Raw genomic sequence first — 14,366 nt, 5'->3', positions numbered from 1 at the left:
TTAGCGTGCGGTTTGCAGCGGCATGGCGATGCGGCGATACAGATACAGCGTCGCCAGCAAGGCGCACAGCGCGGCGAAGCTCATCCAGTAGCCCGGGGAAGCCTTATCGCCGGTGTATTCGATCAACGCGGTGGAGATCACCGGCGTAAAGCCGCCGAACACCGCCGTTGCCAGGCTGTAGGCCAGCGAGAACCCGGCCACCCGCACTTCCGTTGGCATGATCTCGGTTAAGGCCGGGATCATGGCGCCGTTGTAGAGGCCGTAAATGAAGGACAGCCACAGCAGCACGGCCAGCATCATGCTGAAGCTGGGGGCGGCGGCGAGCAGGCTCAGCGCCGGGTAGGCGGTGGCCAGCGTCAGCAGCGTCATGGCGACCAGCACCGGCTTGCGGCCGAAGCGATCCGACAGCGCACCGCCGATGGGCAGCCAGATGAAGTTGGAAATCGCGACCAGTAAAGTGACCAGCAAGCTGTCGGAGGCGCTGAGCAACAGCACCTTTTTGCCGAAGGTCGGCGCATACACGGTGATCAGGTAAAACGCGGTGGTGGTCATGGCGACCATCAGCATGCCGGCGATTACCACCGGCCAGTTTTTCAGCAGGGTTTTAAACACGTCGCGCATCGCCAGGTGGTGACGGCGGGCGGTAAATTCCTGCGTCTCTTCCAGCTTGCGGCGCAGCAAGAAGATGAAGGGAACGATCAGGCAGCCGAACAGGAAAGGCAGGCGCCAGCCCCATTCGCGAATGGCGCTTTCTTCCAGCGCCGCATTGAGCGCGAAGCCCATCGCTGCCGCCACCATGATCGCCACCTGCTGGCTGCCGGACTGCCAGCTGGTGTAGAAGCCCTTACGGCCCGGCGTGGCGATTTCGGCCAGATAGACGGACACGCCGCCCAGCTCCGCGCCCGCCGAGAAGCCTTGCAACAGGCGCCCGCACAGCACCAGCAGCGGCGCCCAAAGCCCGATGCTCTGGTAAGAGGGGATCAGCACGATCAGGAAGGTGCCCGCGGCCATGATCGACAGGGTGACGATCAGCCCTTTGCGGCGGCCGACTTTATCGATGTAGGCGCCCAGCACGATGGCGCCAATGGGGCGCATCAGAAAACCTGCGCCGAATACCGCGAAGGTCATCATCAGCGAGGCGAACTCGCTGCTGGCCGGGAAAAAGGTGTGTGCGATGTAGGTAGCGTAAAAGCCGAACAGAAAGAAGTCGAACTGTTCCAGAAAGTTGCCGGAGGTGACGCGCAGTATCGCGCCGGTTCTGGCCCGGGTGGTCATGGGTGAGGTAGAGGAATGCATCTTTATCTCCAGTTTGTTATGGGCGCCTGACGCCGCGCCTGTTGCTGAAGACTCGCTCAGGAAAATAAACTAAATAAGCGCAATAAACGCATGGCGCGATGCGTTTGGCGCATCAATCGCCGTTAACAATGTTGCCTAACCTGATGTAACGTGGCGTTAACAAACTTATCGCTCGCCGCCCGCGGCGCAGAGCGCCGAAAACGTTATGCGCATTTTGTGACAGGGTTCATAAAGGGGCGGCGGGGAAACGCCCCGTGCCTCTGACCGATTGTCCGTTACCGCTCGTAAAAAGATGAATGCCTCGCACTGCGTTTGCAAAAACGCCTGAATATGCGTTCAGCATTGCAGTAACCACGAATGCTTTTGCATGCCATTCTGACGCCTCTCCGCTATAGCTTTACATCTATATAGTTGTTGATCTATATTTGCAGGGAGGTCCCGTGTGGGAAATTAAAACAACGGATGCGTTTGATAACTGGTTTAGCTCACTCCACGATGCCGATCGGGCTGGCGTGCTTGCCGCATTGATGATCCTGCGGGAAAAGGGGCCGGGGCTGCCCAGACCCTATGCCGATACGGTTAAAGGTTCGCGTTACAGCAATATGAAAGAGCTGCGCATTCAGAGCCGTGGCGAACCGTTGCGGGCATTCTTCGCCTTCGATCCGTACCGTATCGGCATTGTACTTTGCGCGGGCAATAAAGCCGGTAATGAAAAACGTTTTTACGATCGGATGATTCAGGCTGCCGATCGGGAATTCACGAACTGGCTGAACACATTAAACGAGAAGGAGTGACGCGATGGGCAGAACGCTGGAACAGCTTATTGCGGATGAAAAGCCCGAGGTCGTGGCCAAAGCGCAAGCGCTGGCGGCTGACATCATGCTGAACATCCACCTTGCCGAGCTGCGCGAGAAGGTGCAGAAAACGCAGGTTGAAATGGCGCAGGCGCTGGGTATCCGGCAACCAACCGTTGCCGTGATGGAAAAACCGGGCCGCGATCTGAAACTGTCTTCGCTCAAACGCTATGTTGAGGCGGCCGGCGGCAAGCTGCGCCTGGATGTTGAACTGCCGGACGGCTCTCACTACGAATTTGTGCTGTAAGCGCTAACGGCAAAAATCCCGCTCGGGTTTCCCTGAGCGGGCTGTTCGCAATATGGCGCCTCCGATATCAGGAGGCAGCCGTGAAAGCAAAGAGGCTCAAGGCGAGCTGGCTGTATGGGCGCTGCCGTTTGAGCCAGATAGCGTTAACAAGCCACCCGCCGTACCTTCGCGATAAACCCTCCCCTGCTCAAAGCTGAAACGATACGACTTATGTTGATTAATCGCTCATTTAACGTGCAATAACTCAACGTGTTTCATTAAAATTGCGAACAAATTCGTATTTTTATCGCACTATTTATTCAAATATTCACCCGGTGAAGTTCATCACATTTCTTTAACCTGCTTAACAGTAGATTTCTCTCGTGAGTAAAAAATCGATTCAGCTAAAGGGGTAGGGAAATGAAGAAAACGTGGGTTATGGCGGTGTTTTCGGCCCTGATTTCAGGGCAGGCGGCGGCGCAGAGTTGGGTGCTGACCAGCGCTGAGGATGGCGTGGAGAAAGGAAACTGGAAGATTTCGAGTGAGGCGCTGAAGGTTAAGGATAAAACGTTCAGCATTGAGCAGAAAGTGTTGCACGGCGGCAAGCAGGAAGGCAGCAAAGTCGTGATTATCCGCAGCGAGGATGGCCTGACCATTACGCTGAGTCCCACGCGCGGCATGAACCTCCTGCGGGCGGAAGGATTTGGCGCGAAAATGGGGTGGGATTCTCCGGTCAAAGAGGTGGTCAACCCCGCCTTTATCAACCTGGAAAGCCGCAATGGGCTCGGCTGGCTGGAAGGTTTCAATGAGATGATGGTGCGCTGCGGCTATGAGTGGACCGGTCATCCGGTGACCGAAGGAGGGCAAATTTACACCTTGCACGGCAAAGCGGGCAATACGCCGGCCTCACTGGTTGAGGTTGAGGTAGCGGATACGGCGCCGTATGAAATTCGTATTCGCGGCCTGATCAAAGAGAGCACATTCAAAAAAGCCGATCTGCAAACCCTGACCGAACTGCGCTACGTACCCGGCAGCAACAGTTTCAGCCTGCATGATGTGTTAACCAACCGGGCGGATTATCCCCACGACTACCAGATTATCTACCACAGCAATTTCGGCGCGCCGATTCTGGAAAATGGCGCCCGCTTCCTGGCGCCGATGGCCAGCATCAGCCCGTTTAACGACTATGCCAAAGCCGGGTTGAAGACCTGGGGAACCTATGCCGGCCCCACCAAAGGGTTCGATGAAATGGTCTTTAACATTAAGCCCTTATCGGATCCGAATCATCAGACACTGGCGGCGCTGGTCAATCACGCGGGCGACAAAGGGGTGGCGATTCAGTTCGATACCCGCCAATTGCCCGTCCTGACGCTGTGGAAGAATACCGATACGTTAAAACAGGGATATGTGACGGGGATTGAGCCGGGCACCAGCTATGCCTACCCGGTCACCATCGAGCGCGAACAAAAACGCGTTAAGCAATTGCAGCCTGGCGCCAGTGCGCAGTTTGATCTGACCTATACCTTGCTGCACAGCAAAGCGCAGGTGGCGGATCTGGAGAAGAAGATTGCTGATATTCAGGGTAAGGTAAAAATTGATGAAAATGCCGCGCCGATAGCCAAAGAGTAACGTTGCCTGTCGACGCATTTAGCGTGAAAGCAAAAAGCCCGCTCGGGTTTCCCTGAGCGGGCTTTTCTAAATATGGCTCCTCTGACTGGACTCGAACCAGTGACATACGGATTAACAGTCCGCCGTTCTACCGACTGAACTACAGAGGAATTGTTGGAACGGGGCGAATAATAGCGGGGCGCCTGGGGTTTGTCAAAGCGCTAAACTGCAAAAAAAGCGCGTTTGCTGAGGGAATGAGCACCTTGCGCTGTTTTTCGGCATTTTTCATCGCTATGCGCTGATTTTTGCATCCCAAATCGTTTTGACGTCGTTTGCACAAGCCGTTGCACGGCGATGGTGCAGGGTCACTTTCGCTATCCTGCACCTTCCCTCTTAGCCGTACGGCTTATCCCCCGTTAACCCCGTCAAACGCCGCGCCGCAACTGATATGTAGGATGAATAAGCAAACAATATGTATTCGTCGTCACAATGGCTGGATTTTTGCTTACCCATTTTTGGGGAATGCGACTGCGCTCTCAAGAAAATTATTTTCCCCGTCTACACATAAAGTGAAAGTTCCGCGCCCCCGGGCGTTTCGCTACACCAGTGCTGAGGAAGATAACAATGTCATCGAAATTGATAAAAAGTCCGCTCGCTGCTTTGCTCATCGGTTGTTTAGGTACGGCGTTTTCCGCGCAGGCCGATATCGTCATCGGCGTCGCCGGGCCGTTCTCCGGGCCTAACGCCACCTACGGCGATCAGTATTGGCGCGGCGCTTCTCAGGCGGCGGCGGACATCAACGCCGCCGGCGGCATCAAAGGGGAAAAAATCAAGCTGGTGCAGGGGGATGACGCCTGTGAACCGAAACAGGCGGTCGCGGTCGCCAACCGGCTGGTGGATCAGGAAAAGGTCTCGGCGGTGGTCGGCCACTTCTGCTCTTCTTCTACCATGCCCGCCTCCGAGGTGTATGACGAGGCCGGCATCATCGCCATCACCCCCGGCTCCACCAACCCGCAGATCACCGAGCGCGGCATGAAGACCATGTTCCGCATGTGCGGGCGCGACGATCAGCAGGGCGTGATCGCCACCAACTACATGCTGGACACCCTGAAGGCCAAGCGCATCGCGGTGATCCACGATAAAGACACCTATGGCCAGGGGTTGGCGGACGCGGCGAAGGCGGCGATGAACAAGCGCGGGGTTAAGGAAGTGCTGTATGAGGGGCTGTCGCGCGGCGAGAAAGACTTCAACGCGCTGGTGACCAAGATCGCCTCGGTCAAGCCGGACGTGGTCTACTTCGGCGGCTGCCATCCGGAAGCCGGGCCGCTGGTGCGCCAGATGCGCGAGCAGGGCGTGACCGCCAAGTTCTTCTCCGGCGACTGCGTGGTGACCGAAGAACTGGTGACCGCCGCCGGCGGGCCGCAGTACACCAACGGCGTGCTGATGACCTTCGGCAACGATCCGCGTCAGATCCCGGAAGGCAAGGCGGTGATCGCCAAGTTCCGCGCCAGCGGCTTTGAGCCGGAAGGGTACACCCTCTACTCCTACGCCTCGATCCAGGCGATCGCCGCCGCCTTCAACGCCACCGGCGGCAAAGACAGCGCCAAGGCCGCCGAATGGCTGAAGTCGCACGATGTGGATACCGTGATGGGCAAAAAAGCCTGGGACCAGAAGGGCGACCTGAAGGTCTCGGACTACGTGGTCTACCAATGGGATGACAAGGGCAAATATCACCAGCTGTAAACGGCCGAACCTTGAAGTTGTAACCCTATGACCGACGGGCTCGCCGCTCTGGCGAGCCCGTTCCGCGATGACCTTTGGGCCGCGTCGGACTGCGTTGGCGGCCTTACCAGGCGAGACTGCTCATTATGGATGTATTCTTTCTGCAACAGCTGATCAACGGCCTGACCCTCGGTGCGGTGTATGGCCTGATCGCCATCGGCTACACCATGGTTTACGGCATCATCGGCATGATCAACTTCGCCCACGGCGAGGTGTACATGATCTCCGCCTACCTGTGCGCCATCGGTTTGGCGCTGCTGTCGTTCTTCGGGCTGCACTCGTTCCCGCTGCTGATCCTCGGCACGCTGGTGTTCACCATCGTCATCACCGGGGTGTACGGCTGGGTGATCGAGCGCATCGCCTACAAGCCGCTGCGCAACTCCACCCGCCTGGCGCCGCTGATCTCCGCCATCGGCATGTCGTTAATCCTGCAAAACTACGCGCAGATAAGCCAAGGGCCGCGCCAGCAGGGCATCCCAACGCTGCTGAGCGGCGTGTTCCGCCTGGAGTTCGACAGCGGCGTGGTGCAAATCACCTACACCAAAGTGTTTATTCTGGTGGCGTCGCTGCTCGGCATGGCGATCCTCACCTACATCATTCAGCGCACCCGTCTGGGGCGCATCTGCCGCGCCACCCAGCAGGATCGCAAAATGGCCTCGATTCTCGGCATCAATACCGATCGGGTGATCTCTCTGGTGTTCGTGATCGGCGCCGCCATGGCCGGGCTGGCCGGGGTGCTGATCACCATGAACTACGGCACCTTCGATTTTTACGTCGGCTTTATCATCGGCATCAAGGCTTTCACCGCCGCGGTGCTGGGCGGCATCGGCTCGCTGCCGGGTGCCATGCTGGGCGGATTGCTGCTCGGGGTGGCGGAGGCGCAGTTCGCCGGCATGGTGAACTCGGATTACAAGGACGTGTTCTCCTTCGGGTTGCTGGTGGCGATCCTGATCTTCCGTCCGCAGGGCCTGCTTGGCCGGCCGCTGATCGCCAAGGTTTAAGGAGAACGCCATGTCGCAATCCGTGATCCACGGCGGGCTGGACGTTAAACGCAGCCTGCTGGACGCCGTCTTGGCCGGGCTGATCGCCCTGATCGTGTTCGGGCCGATCGTCGGCATCGTGCTGAACGGCTACAGCTTTAACTTCGAACCGCACCGGCTGGTGTGGATTATCGTCGCGGTGATGGCCGGGCGGCTGCTGCTGAGCCTGTTCCTGCAAACCGCGCCGGGGCGCAGGGTGCTGGCGCGCTTCGACGGTGGCAACGACGGCGTTTACGTGCGGCCGCTGGGCTATAAATCCAACCTGCGCTGGCTCCTGCCGCTGATGGCGGCGATCGCGCTGCTGTTCCCGTTCGTCGCCACCAAATACCTGCTGACGGTGGCGATCCTCGGCCTGATCTACGTGCTGCTCGGCCTGGGGCTGAATATCGTGGTCGGGCTGGCGGGGCTGCTCGATCTGGGGTACGTGGCGTTTTACGCCATCGGCGCCTACGGGCTGGCGCTGGGCTATCAGTACCTCGGGCTGGGGTTTTGGGCGATGCTGCCGCTGGGGGCGCTGATGGCGGCGCTGGCCGGCGCGCTGCTGGGTTTTCCGGTGCTGCGCATGCACGGCGACTACCTGGCGATCGTCACGCTGGGGTTCGGCGAGATCATCCGGCTGGTGCTGAACAACTGGATGTCGCTCACCGGCGGGCCGAACGGCGTCTCGGTGCCGGCGCCGACGGTGTTCGGCCTGGAGTTCGGCCGCCGCGCCAAAGACGGCGGGGTGCCGATCCACGAGTTTCTCGGCATCGATTACAACCCCAACCTCAAGTTCATTTTCATCTACGCGGTGCTGTTTTTGGTGGTGCTGCTGGTGCTGTACATCAAGCACCGGCTGACGCGCATGCCGATCGGCCGCGCCTGGGAGGCGCTGCGCGAGGATGAGATCGCCTGCCGCTCTCTCGGGCTCAATCACGTGCTGGTGAAGCTGTCGGCCTTTATGCTGGGTGCCTCCACCGCCGGGCTGGCGGGGGTGTTTTTCGCCACCTATCAGGGCTTCGTCAACCCGACCTCGTTCACCTTCTTCGAGTCGGCGCTGATCCTGGCGATCGTGGTGCTGGGCGGCATGGGCTCCACCCTCGGCGTGGTGCTGGCGGCCTTCGTGCTGACGGTGGCGCCGGAGCTGCTGCGCAGCTTCGCCGAATACCGGGTGCTGCTGTTCGGCGTGCTGATGGTGGCGATGATGATCTGGCGGCCGCGCGGGCTGGTGCGCATCAGCCGCGCCAGCTTCGCCGAGCGCAAGGGGGTGGCGCCATGAGCGACGCCATTTTGCGGGTGGAGCACCTGATGATGCGCTTTGGCGGCATCAAGGCGCTGAACGACGTCAATCTGGAGGTGGAGCGCGGCTCCATCACCGCCCTGATTGGCCCCAACGGCGCCGGCAAGACCACGGTATTCAACTGCCTGACCGGCTTTTACCGCGCCAGCGGCGGCGCGATCCTGCTCAATACCCACAAGCGGCCGACCGACGTGATCCAGGTGCTGGGGCAGAAGTTCCGCGCCGGCGACTGGATACGCCCGAAGCGGCTTGGCTCGCGTCTCTATTACAAGATGTTCGGCGGCACCCACCTGGTCAACCGCGCCGGGCTGGCGCGCACTTTCCAGAATATCCGCCTGTTCCGCGAAATGTCGGTGGTGGAGAACCTGCTGGTGGCGCAGCACATGCAGAGCAACCGCAACCTGATCGCCGGGGTGCTGAATACGCCGGGCTACCGCCGGGCGGAGAGCGCCGCGCTGGATCACGCCTTCTACTGGCTGGAGGTGGTGGATCTGGTGGACTGCGCCAACCGGCTGGCTGGGGAGATGTCCTACGGCCAGCAGCGGCGGCTGGAGATCGCGCGCGCCATGTGCACTGCGCCGGAGATGATCTGTCTCGACGAACCGGCCGCCGGGCTGAACCCGGTGGAAACGGCCACGCTGAGCCGCATCATCCGTTTCCTGCGCCAGCATCACGGCATCACGGTGCTGCTGATCGAGCATGACATGGGCATGGTGATGGAGATCTCCGATCGGGTGATCGTGCTCGATCACGGCGACGTGATCGCCCGCGGCACGCCGCAGGAGATCCAGCACAACGAGGCGGTGATCGCCGCCTACCTGGGCGCGGACGAAGAGGAGCTGGCGGGATGAGCGAAGCGATGCTGGAATTTCGCGAAGTGGACGTGTTTTACGGGCCGATCCAGGCGCTGCGCAAGGTGTCGCTGCAGGTCAACGCCGGGGAGACGGTGGCGCTGATCGGCGCCAACGGCGCGGGAAAATCCACGCTGTTGATGTCGATCTTCGGCCAGCCGCGCATCGCCGGCGGGCAGATCCTGTTTGGCGGCGAGGACATCAGCCGCCGCTCCACGCACTACGTGGCGGCCGGCGGCATCGCGCAAGCGCCGGAAGGGCGGCGCATCTTTCCGGACATGAGCGTGGAGGAGAACCTGCTGATGGGTACCATCACCGTCGGCAACCGCTATCTGGCGGAGGATCTGCAGCGCATGTTCGAGCTGTTTCCGCGCCTCAAGGAACGGCGCAACCAGCGAGCGATGACCCTGTCCGGCGGCGAGCAGCAGATGCTGGCGATCGCCCGCGCGCTGATGAGCCGGCCGAAGCTGCTGCTGTTGGACGAGCCGAGTCTGGGGCTGGCGCCGATCGTGGTGCGGCAGATCTTCGGCGTGCTGCGCGAGCTGACCCGCAGCGGCATGACGCTGTTTCTGGTGGAGCAGAACGCCAACCACGCGCTGAAGCTGTCCGATCGCGGTTATGTGATGGTCAACGGCCAGATCCGCCTCACCGGCAGCGGCCAGGAGCTGTTGAACGATCCGGAGGTGAGAAAGGCCTATCTGGGCGGCGGCTGAACGCCGCCCCACGGGCAGGGAGGCCCGCTTCAGAACTGTTTCTGCATCCAGCGCACGTTCAGCCGCACCAGGGCGATGATGGCGCTGGAGAGCAGCCGCAGCCCGCCGGGCATGTCGCGGCGGCGGATGTCCAGCAGCAGCACGGTGCGCACCTGCGGGCTGTCGTTCCACACTTCGTGTTCGAAGGTGTCGTCCCACAGCATGAACTCCCCCTCGTGCAGCCGGTATTCGCGGCCGTCCACTTTCAGCACCGCCGCCGGCGCGCCGTCGGCGCGTTTGGGCATGTCCAGCACCAGATAGCCGCGCAGAATGCCGCGAAACGGCCCGCGGTGGGGCGGCACCTGCTTGCCGGGCGCCAGGAAAGAGAGCGAGGCGGACAGCACGTCCGGGGACGAAGCGATTAACGCCGCCAGCGTCGGGCAGCGCGCCAGGTTGCGGGCGATCGGCTGGCCGTAGGCCTTCATGATGAACATGCGCCAGTCGCGCGCGTCGTTGGCGGAGATCGACTCCTGTTGGATCATGATCTCGTGAAAACGGGGAATATTGTGCAGATCGTGGGCGACGGTCAGCGCCTCTTCGCGGATCTGCCGCCATTGGGCGGTGAAACGGTCGGCGTCGGGGAACAGCGCGGCGCTGTCGAGCACCGGCTTGCCCTGAATGCGGCGATCGTAAACATTGCGCAATGCGAGCACGGACCAATCATAAATCGCGGACATAATGACCTCGCCTCAGAAAACGCCAAATGGACACTGCGCGCGGTTCTTCGGCGCGGCGCGTCGTCTGCGGCGGCCGGAGGGGAAGAGCGGCAGGAAAAATTGGTACGCTTCAAGAGATTAGCACAGCATTTGTGCAACCGTGTGTCTGCGAATGTGTCGAAATGCGGCGAAAAAAACCACACAATTAAAGTGTGACGCGTATCGCATTTAGCGGGCCGGTTGGTTAAAATATCGCTACTTGCCCGCACCTGTCCGGATTTTGTTTACCATGGAACATGCTCCCGTTTCGCGCTCAACCGCCTGGTTGCGCGTGGTTATCCTCGCCGTCTCGGCCTTTATCTTCAACACCACCGAATTTATTCCGGTCGGTCTGTTGAGCGACATCGCCGCCAGCTTCTCGATGCAAACCGAACAGGTCGGCCTGATCATCACCATCTACGCCTGGATCGTCGCCGCCGCCTCATTGGCGTGCATGCTGCTGACCAGCAAAATCGAGCGCCGCAAGCTGCTGATCGGCGTGTTCATGCTGTTTATCGCCAGCCACGTGCTGACCGCCGTGGCCTGGAACTTCACCACGCTGGTCATCTCGCGCGCCGGCGTGGCGCTGGCGCACTCGGTGTTCTGGTCGATCACCGCTTCGCTGGCGATCCGCGTGGCGCCGCCGGGCAAGAAAGCCCAGGCGTTGAGCCTGCTGGCGGGCGGCACCGCGCTGGCGATGGTGCTCGGGCTGCCGCTCGGGCGGGTGGTGGGGCAGCTGCTCGGCTGGCGCATGACCTTTATCGGCATCGCGGTGTGCGCCACCCTGGCGCTGGTGCTGCTGTGGCGCCTGCTGCCGGTGCTGAAAAGCGAGCACTCCGGTTCGCTGGCCAGCGTGCCGCTGCTGTTCAAGCGCCCGGCGCTGCTGGCGCTGTACATGCTGACCGTCATCGTGGTGACGGCACACTTCACCGCCTACAGCTACATCGAGCCGTTTATCCAGACCGTGGCCGGGCTGTCGGAGAACTTCACCACGCTGATGCTGCTGCTGTTCGGCGCCGCCGGCATCGTCGGCAGCCTGCTGTTCAGCCGCTACAGCGAGCGTTTTCCTTCCGGCTTCTTTATCGGCGCCATCGCGCTGCTGGCCTTGAGCCTGCTGCTGCTGTTGCCGGCCGCCGGCAGCGAAAGCCACCTGACGGTGCTGTGCATCTTCTGGGGCATGGCGATCATGGCCATCGGCCTGTCGATGCAGGCCAAAGTGCTGAGCCTGGCGCCGGACGCCACCGACGTGGCGATGGCGATCTTCTCCGGCCTGTACAACTTCGGCATCGGCAGCGGGGCGCTGTTGGGCAACCAGGTGAGCCTGCATCTGGGCATGGGCAACATCGGTTTCGTCGCCGCGCCGCTGGCGCTGATCGCCCTCGGCTGGTGCCTGCTGAGCTTCTACCGCAGCGAACGGCTGCAGCAGCACCCCAGCCGTTAAGCCACCGATTCGGGGGGCCGCTGCGGCACCCCGCGCTGTATTTTCCTGCGATAAAACAGGCTGCTGCAGCGTTTTATGCTTAACTTTTTTTCATAGTCTGCTAATTAAAAATTTAACTCCGACGCCGCTTCGCTAGCATAGAAAGCCATCAAAAATGTTAATGCGAGGTTAACGGTGAGTGACTCTGTAGCGGCGTCGCCGATCCATGCGCGGGATTTGGCGGCCAGAATCGACGCCTTGCCCGCGTCGGCCGGCCTGTGGCGCTTTATCATTCTGCTGTCGCTGGGCGGCTTTTTCGAACTCTACGATCTGTTCCAGACCGGTTATATCAGCACCGGCCTTATCGCCGACGGCATTTTCCACACCGGCGCGCAGGGCGTCTTCGGCGTATCGGACCAGGCGGCCTTCGCCTCCGCCACCTTTCTTGGCCTGTTCGTCGGCGCCAGCCTGCTGAGCCCGTACGCCGATCGCTTCGGCCGCCGCGCCACATTTATGTTCGCCCTGATCTGGTATGGCGCCTTCTCGCTGCTGCTGGCGTTTCAACAGCAGGCGGAGTGGGTGATCTTTCTGCGCTTTCTGGTGGGCGTCGGGCTCGGCATCGAGCTGGTGACCATCGACACCTATCTGACGGAGTGGGTGCCCGCGCATCTGCGCACCCGGGCTTTCGCCTTCGCGTTCTTCGTGCAGTTCCTGTCGGTGCCGGCGGTGGCGTTGATGTCCTGGTGGCTGGTGCCGCAGACGATTTGGGGCCTGAGCGGCTGGCGCTACGTGGTGATCGCCGGCGCGCTGGCCTCGCTGGTGATCTGGCTGGTGCGCAAAGGGCTGCCGGAGTCGCCGCGCTGGCTGGTGCAGCAGCGGCGCTATGCGCAGGCCCGGCAGGTGATGCGGGATATGGAACGGCGCTGCGGCGTGACAGCCGTGGACTTTCCGTCGCGCCCGGTGGACGATGCCGAGGGGGCACCGCTGCGCGGCCGCTTTCGCGACATCTGGGCGCCGCAGTATCGCGATCGCACGCTGATGCTGGTGGTGATGAATTTCTTTCAGGCCATCGGCTTCTTCGGCTTCGGCAACTGGCTGCCGGCGCTGCTGTCGGGCAAGGGCGCATCGGTCACCCACAGCCTGCTGTACGCTTTCTTCATTACGCTGGCCTACCCGCTGGGCTCGCTGCTGTGCAGCTTCTACGCCGACAAGATGGAGAATAAGTGGCAGATCGTGTTGTCTTGCCTGGTGACGGTGGTCTTCGGCTCGCTGTTCGCGCTGCAGAACAACCCGCTGTGGCTGATCCTGTGCGGCTTCTTCATCACCTGGTCCAACGCCTGGCTGACCTACAGCTACCACTCCTATCAATCCGAGATCTTCCCGACCCATATCCGCGCCCGCGCCGTCGGTTTCTGCTACTCCTTCAGCCGCCTGTCGACGGTGTTCAGCAGCATTATCATCGGCATTATCCTGCAGTACGGCGGCTCGCTGGGGGTGATCGCGTTTATCGTTGCCAGCATGCTGATCGTGATGCTGGTGATCGGGCTGTTCGGCCCGAAAACGCGCGGTATCGATCTGGAAAACATCTGACGTTTTGCGCCGGCGGTGACGCCGGCCTCTTCAGCAAAAAAACTCGCGATCATGCGAAAATTATTCCGTTATCACTGCCTTTGCGCCTGCCGTACTGTTACCCGGTACAAAATCCAATTCAATACCGAGCGGGGAACACGTCATGAGCATCCTCACCGCGCCCGATGGCGCGCGCATTTTCTATAAGGATTGGGGCCGCGGCCAGCCGATCCTGTTCTCCCACGGTTGGCCGCTGTCCGCCGATGCCTGGGACAACCAACTGCTGTTTTTCGGCCAGAGCGGATTCCGGGTGATCGCCCACGATCGCCGCGGCCACGGCCGTTCCGATCAGACCTGGCACGGCAACGACATCAACCAATACGCCGACGATCTGGCTCTGCTGATCGAAACGCTGGATCTGCGCGATCTGATCCTGGTCGGCCACGCCATCGGCGGCGGCGAAGTGGCGCGCTACATCGGCCGCCACGGCAGCGATCGGGTGGCGAAGGTGGTGCTGGTGGGCGCCGTGCCGCCGCTGATGCTGCAAACGCCGGTCAACCCGGAAGGCACACCGATGGCGGCCTTCGACGGCATTCGCAGCGGCGTGGCGGGCAACCGCTCGCAGTTCTTCAAAGATCTGGCGGTGCCGTTCTACGGTCTCCACTGCGACGAGGTGGAGAGCAATGCGGGGCTGATCGACCACTTCTGGCTGATGGCCATGCAGGGCGGCATGAAAGGGCAGTACGACGGCGTGAGCGCGTTCTCCGAAGTGGACTTCACCGCCGATCTGCTGGCGATCGACAGGCCGACGCTGTTGGTACATGGCGACGCCGATCGGATCGTGCCGATCGGTGCCTCGGCGCTGAAAGCCGCTAAGCTTATGCAACAGGCGGAGCTGAACGTATACGCCGACGGCGCTCACGGCTTGGCGCAGGTCGATCCCGATCGCTTCAACGCCGATCTGCTGGCCTTTATCCAGAATTCGCCGTTTTAA

The 14,366-nt window shown here is 61.1% G+C and carries 13 protein-coding genes and 1 tRNA gene; 11 read left to right on the top strand and 3 right to left on the bottom strand.

Annotated features, from left to right (window positions below; translation table 11 throughout):
* Window positions 1-1,296, bottom strand: coding sequence for an MFS transporter (locus SSARUM2_RS16205; protein WP_048321788.1), 1,296 nt, complete (start codon window positions 1,294-1,296; stop codon window positions 1-3).
* A 440-nt stretch (window positions 1,297-1,736) separates the two neighbouring features.
* Between SSARUM2_RS16205 and SSARUM2_RS16200 the strand changes: the two genes are divergently transcribed.
* The 3 genes from SSARUM2_RS16200 to SSARUM2_RS16190 all read left to right on the top strand — a co-directional run bounded on the left by SSARUM2_RS16200 (window position 1,737) and on the right by SSARUM2_RS16190 (window position 4,005).
* On the top strand, window positions 1,737-2,090 hold the full coding sequence (locus tag SSARUM2_RS16200) for a type II toxin-antitoxin system RelE/ParE family toxin (protein WP_033647956.1): 354 nt from the start codon (window positions 1,737-1,739) through the stop codon (window positions 2,088-2,090).
* Window positions 2,091-2,094: 4 nt separating this feature from the next.
* On the top strand, window positions 2,095-2,397 hold the full coding sequence (locus tag SSARUM2_RS16195; RefSeq protein ID WP_033635213.1) for an XRE family transcriptional regulator: 303 nt from the start codon (window positions 2,095-2,097) through the stop codon (window positions 2,395-2,397).
* A 399-nt stretch (window positions 2,398-2,796) separates the two neighbouring features.
* Window positions 2,797-4,005, top strand: coding sequence for an aldose 1-epimerase family protein (locus SSARUM2_RS16190; RefSeq protein WP_039565158.1), 1,209 nt, complete (start codon window positions 2,797-2,799; stop codon window positions 4,003-4,005).
* A 73-nt stretch (window positions 4,006-4,078) separates the two neighbouring features.
* Here the strand turns inward: SSARUM2_RS16190 and SSARUM2_RS16185 are convergent.
* Window positions 4,079-4,154, bottom strand: a tRNA-Asn gene (locus SSARUM2_RS16185).
* A gap of 454 nt (window positions 4,155-4,608) precedes the next feature.
* Between SSARUM2_RS16185 and SSARUM2_RS16180 the strand changes: the two genes are divergently transcribed.
* The 5 genes from SSARUM2_RS16180 to SSARUM2_RS16160 all read left to right on the top strand — a co-directional run bounded on the left by SSARUM2_RS16180 (window position 4,609) and on the right by SSARUM2_RS16160 (window position 9,649).
* Window positions 4,609-5,727, top strand: a complete 1,119-nt coding sequence (locus SSARUM2_RS16180) for a branched-chain amino acid ABC transporter substrate-binding protein (protein WP_033647954.1) — start codon at window positions 4,609-4,611, stop codon at window positions 5,725-5,727.
* A gap of 125 nt (window positions 5,728-5,852) precedes the next feature.
* Window positions 5,853-6,767 (top strand): branched-chain amino acid ABC transporter permease, encoded by a 915-nt coding sequence (locus SSARUM2_RS16175; protein ID WP_060452541.1) that lies wholly within the window; start codon window positions 5,853-5,855, stop codon window positions 6,765-6,767.
* Window positions 6,768-6,777: 10 nt separating this feature from the next.
* A complete protein-coding gene (gene livM, locus SSARUM2_RS16170) occupies window positions 6,778-8,064 on the top strand; it encodes a high-affinity branched-chain amino acid ABC transporter permease LivM (RefSeq protein WP_033647953.1) in 1,287 nt (428 codons plus the stop codon).
* On the top strand, window positions 8,061-8,936 hold the full coding sequence (locus tag SSARUM2_RS16165; protein WP_033635209.1) for an ATP-binding cassette domain-containing protein: 876 nt from the start codon (window positions 8,061-8,063) through the stop codon (window positions 8,934-8,936). The genes livM and SSARUM2_RS16165 overlap by 4 nt, the downstream gene beginning before the upstream one ends.
* Window positions 8,933-9,649, top strand: a complete 717-nt coding sequence (locus tag SSARUM2_RS16160; protein ID WP_033647952.1) for an ABC transporter ATP-binding protein — start codon at window positions 8,933-8,935, stop codon at window positions 9,647-9,649. Before SSARUM2_RS16165 ends, SSARUM2_RS16160 begins: the two co-directional genes overlap by 4 nt.
* A gap of 29 nt (window positions 9,650-9,678) precedes the next feature.
* On the opposite strand, the gene SSARUM2_RS16155 is transcribed toward SSARUM2_RS16160, so the two are convergent.
* Entirely contained in the window at window positions 9,679-10,365 is a 687-nt protein-coding gene (locus SSARUM2_RS16155) for an aspartyl/asparaginyl beta-hydroxylase domain-containing protein (RefSeq protein ID WP_060430605.1), read from the bottom strand.
* A 268-nt stretch (window positions 10,366-10,633) separates the two neighbouring features.
* Between SSARUM2_RS16155 and SSARUM2_RS16150 the strand changes: the two genes are divergently transcribed.
* From SSARUM2_RS16150 to SSARUM2_RS16140, 3 genes are all read left to right on the top strand, one after another.
* Window positions 10,634-11,824 carry a sugar transporter gene (locus SSARUM2_RS16150; protein WP_060421811.1) on the top strand — a complete coding sequence of 397 codons (1,191 nt, stop codon included), beginning with the start codon at window positions 10,634-10,636 and terminating at the stop codon, window positions 11,822-11,824.
* A 174-nt stretch (window positions 11,825-11,998) separates the two neighbouring features.
* Window positions 11,999-13,393 (top strand): MFS transporter, encoded by a 1,395-nt coding sequence (locus SSARUM2_RS16145; protein ID WP_172448254.1) that lies wholly within the window; start codon window positions 11,999-12,001, stop codon window positions 13,391-13,393.
* 142 nt (window positions 13,394-13,535) lie between these two features.
* A complete protein-coding gene (locus SSARUM2_RS16140; RefSeq protein ID WP_060452542.1) occupies window positions 13,536-14,366 on the top strand; it encodes an alpha/beta hydrolase in 831 nt (276 codons plus the stop codon).

The organism is Serratia sp. K-E0102 (genome assembly GCF_029962625.1).
Taxonomy (GTDB): Bacteria; Pseudomonadota; Gammaproteobacteria; order Enterobacterales; family Enterobacteriaceae; genus Serratia; species Serratia sarumanii.
Note: the sequence above shows the minus strand (reverse complement) of the source record. Positions and strands in the feature narration are given on the sequence as shown.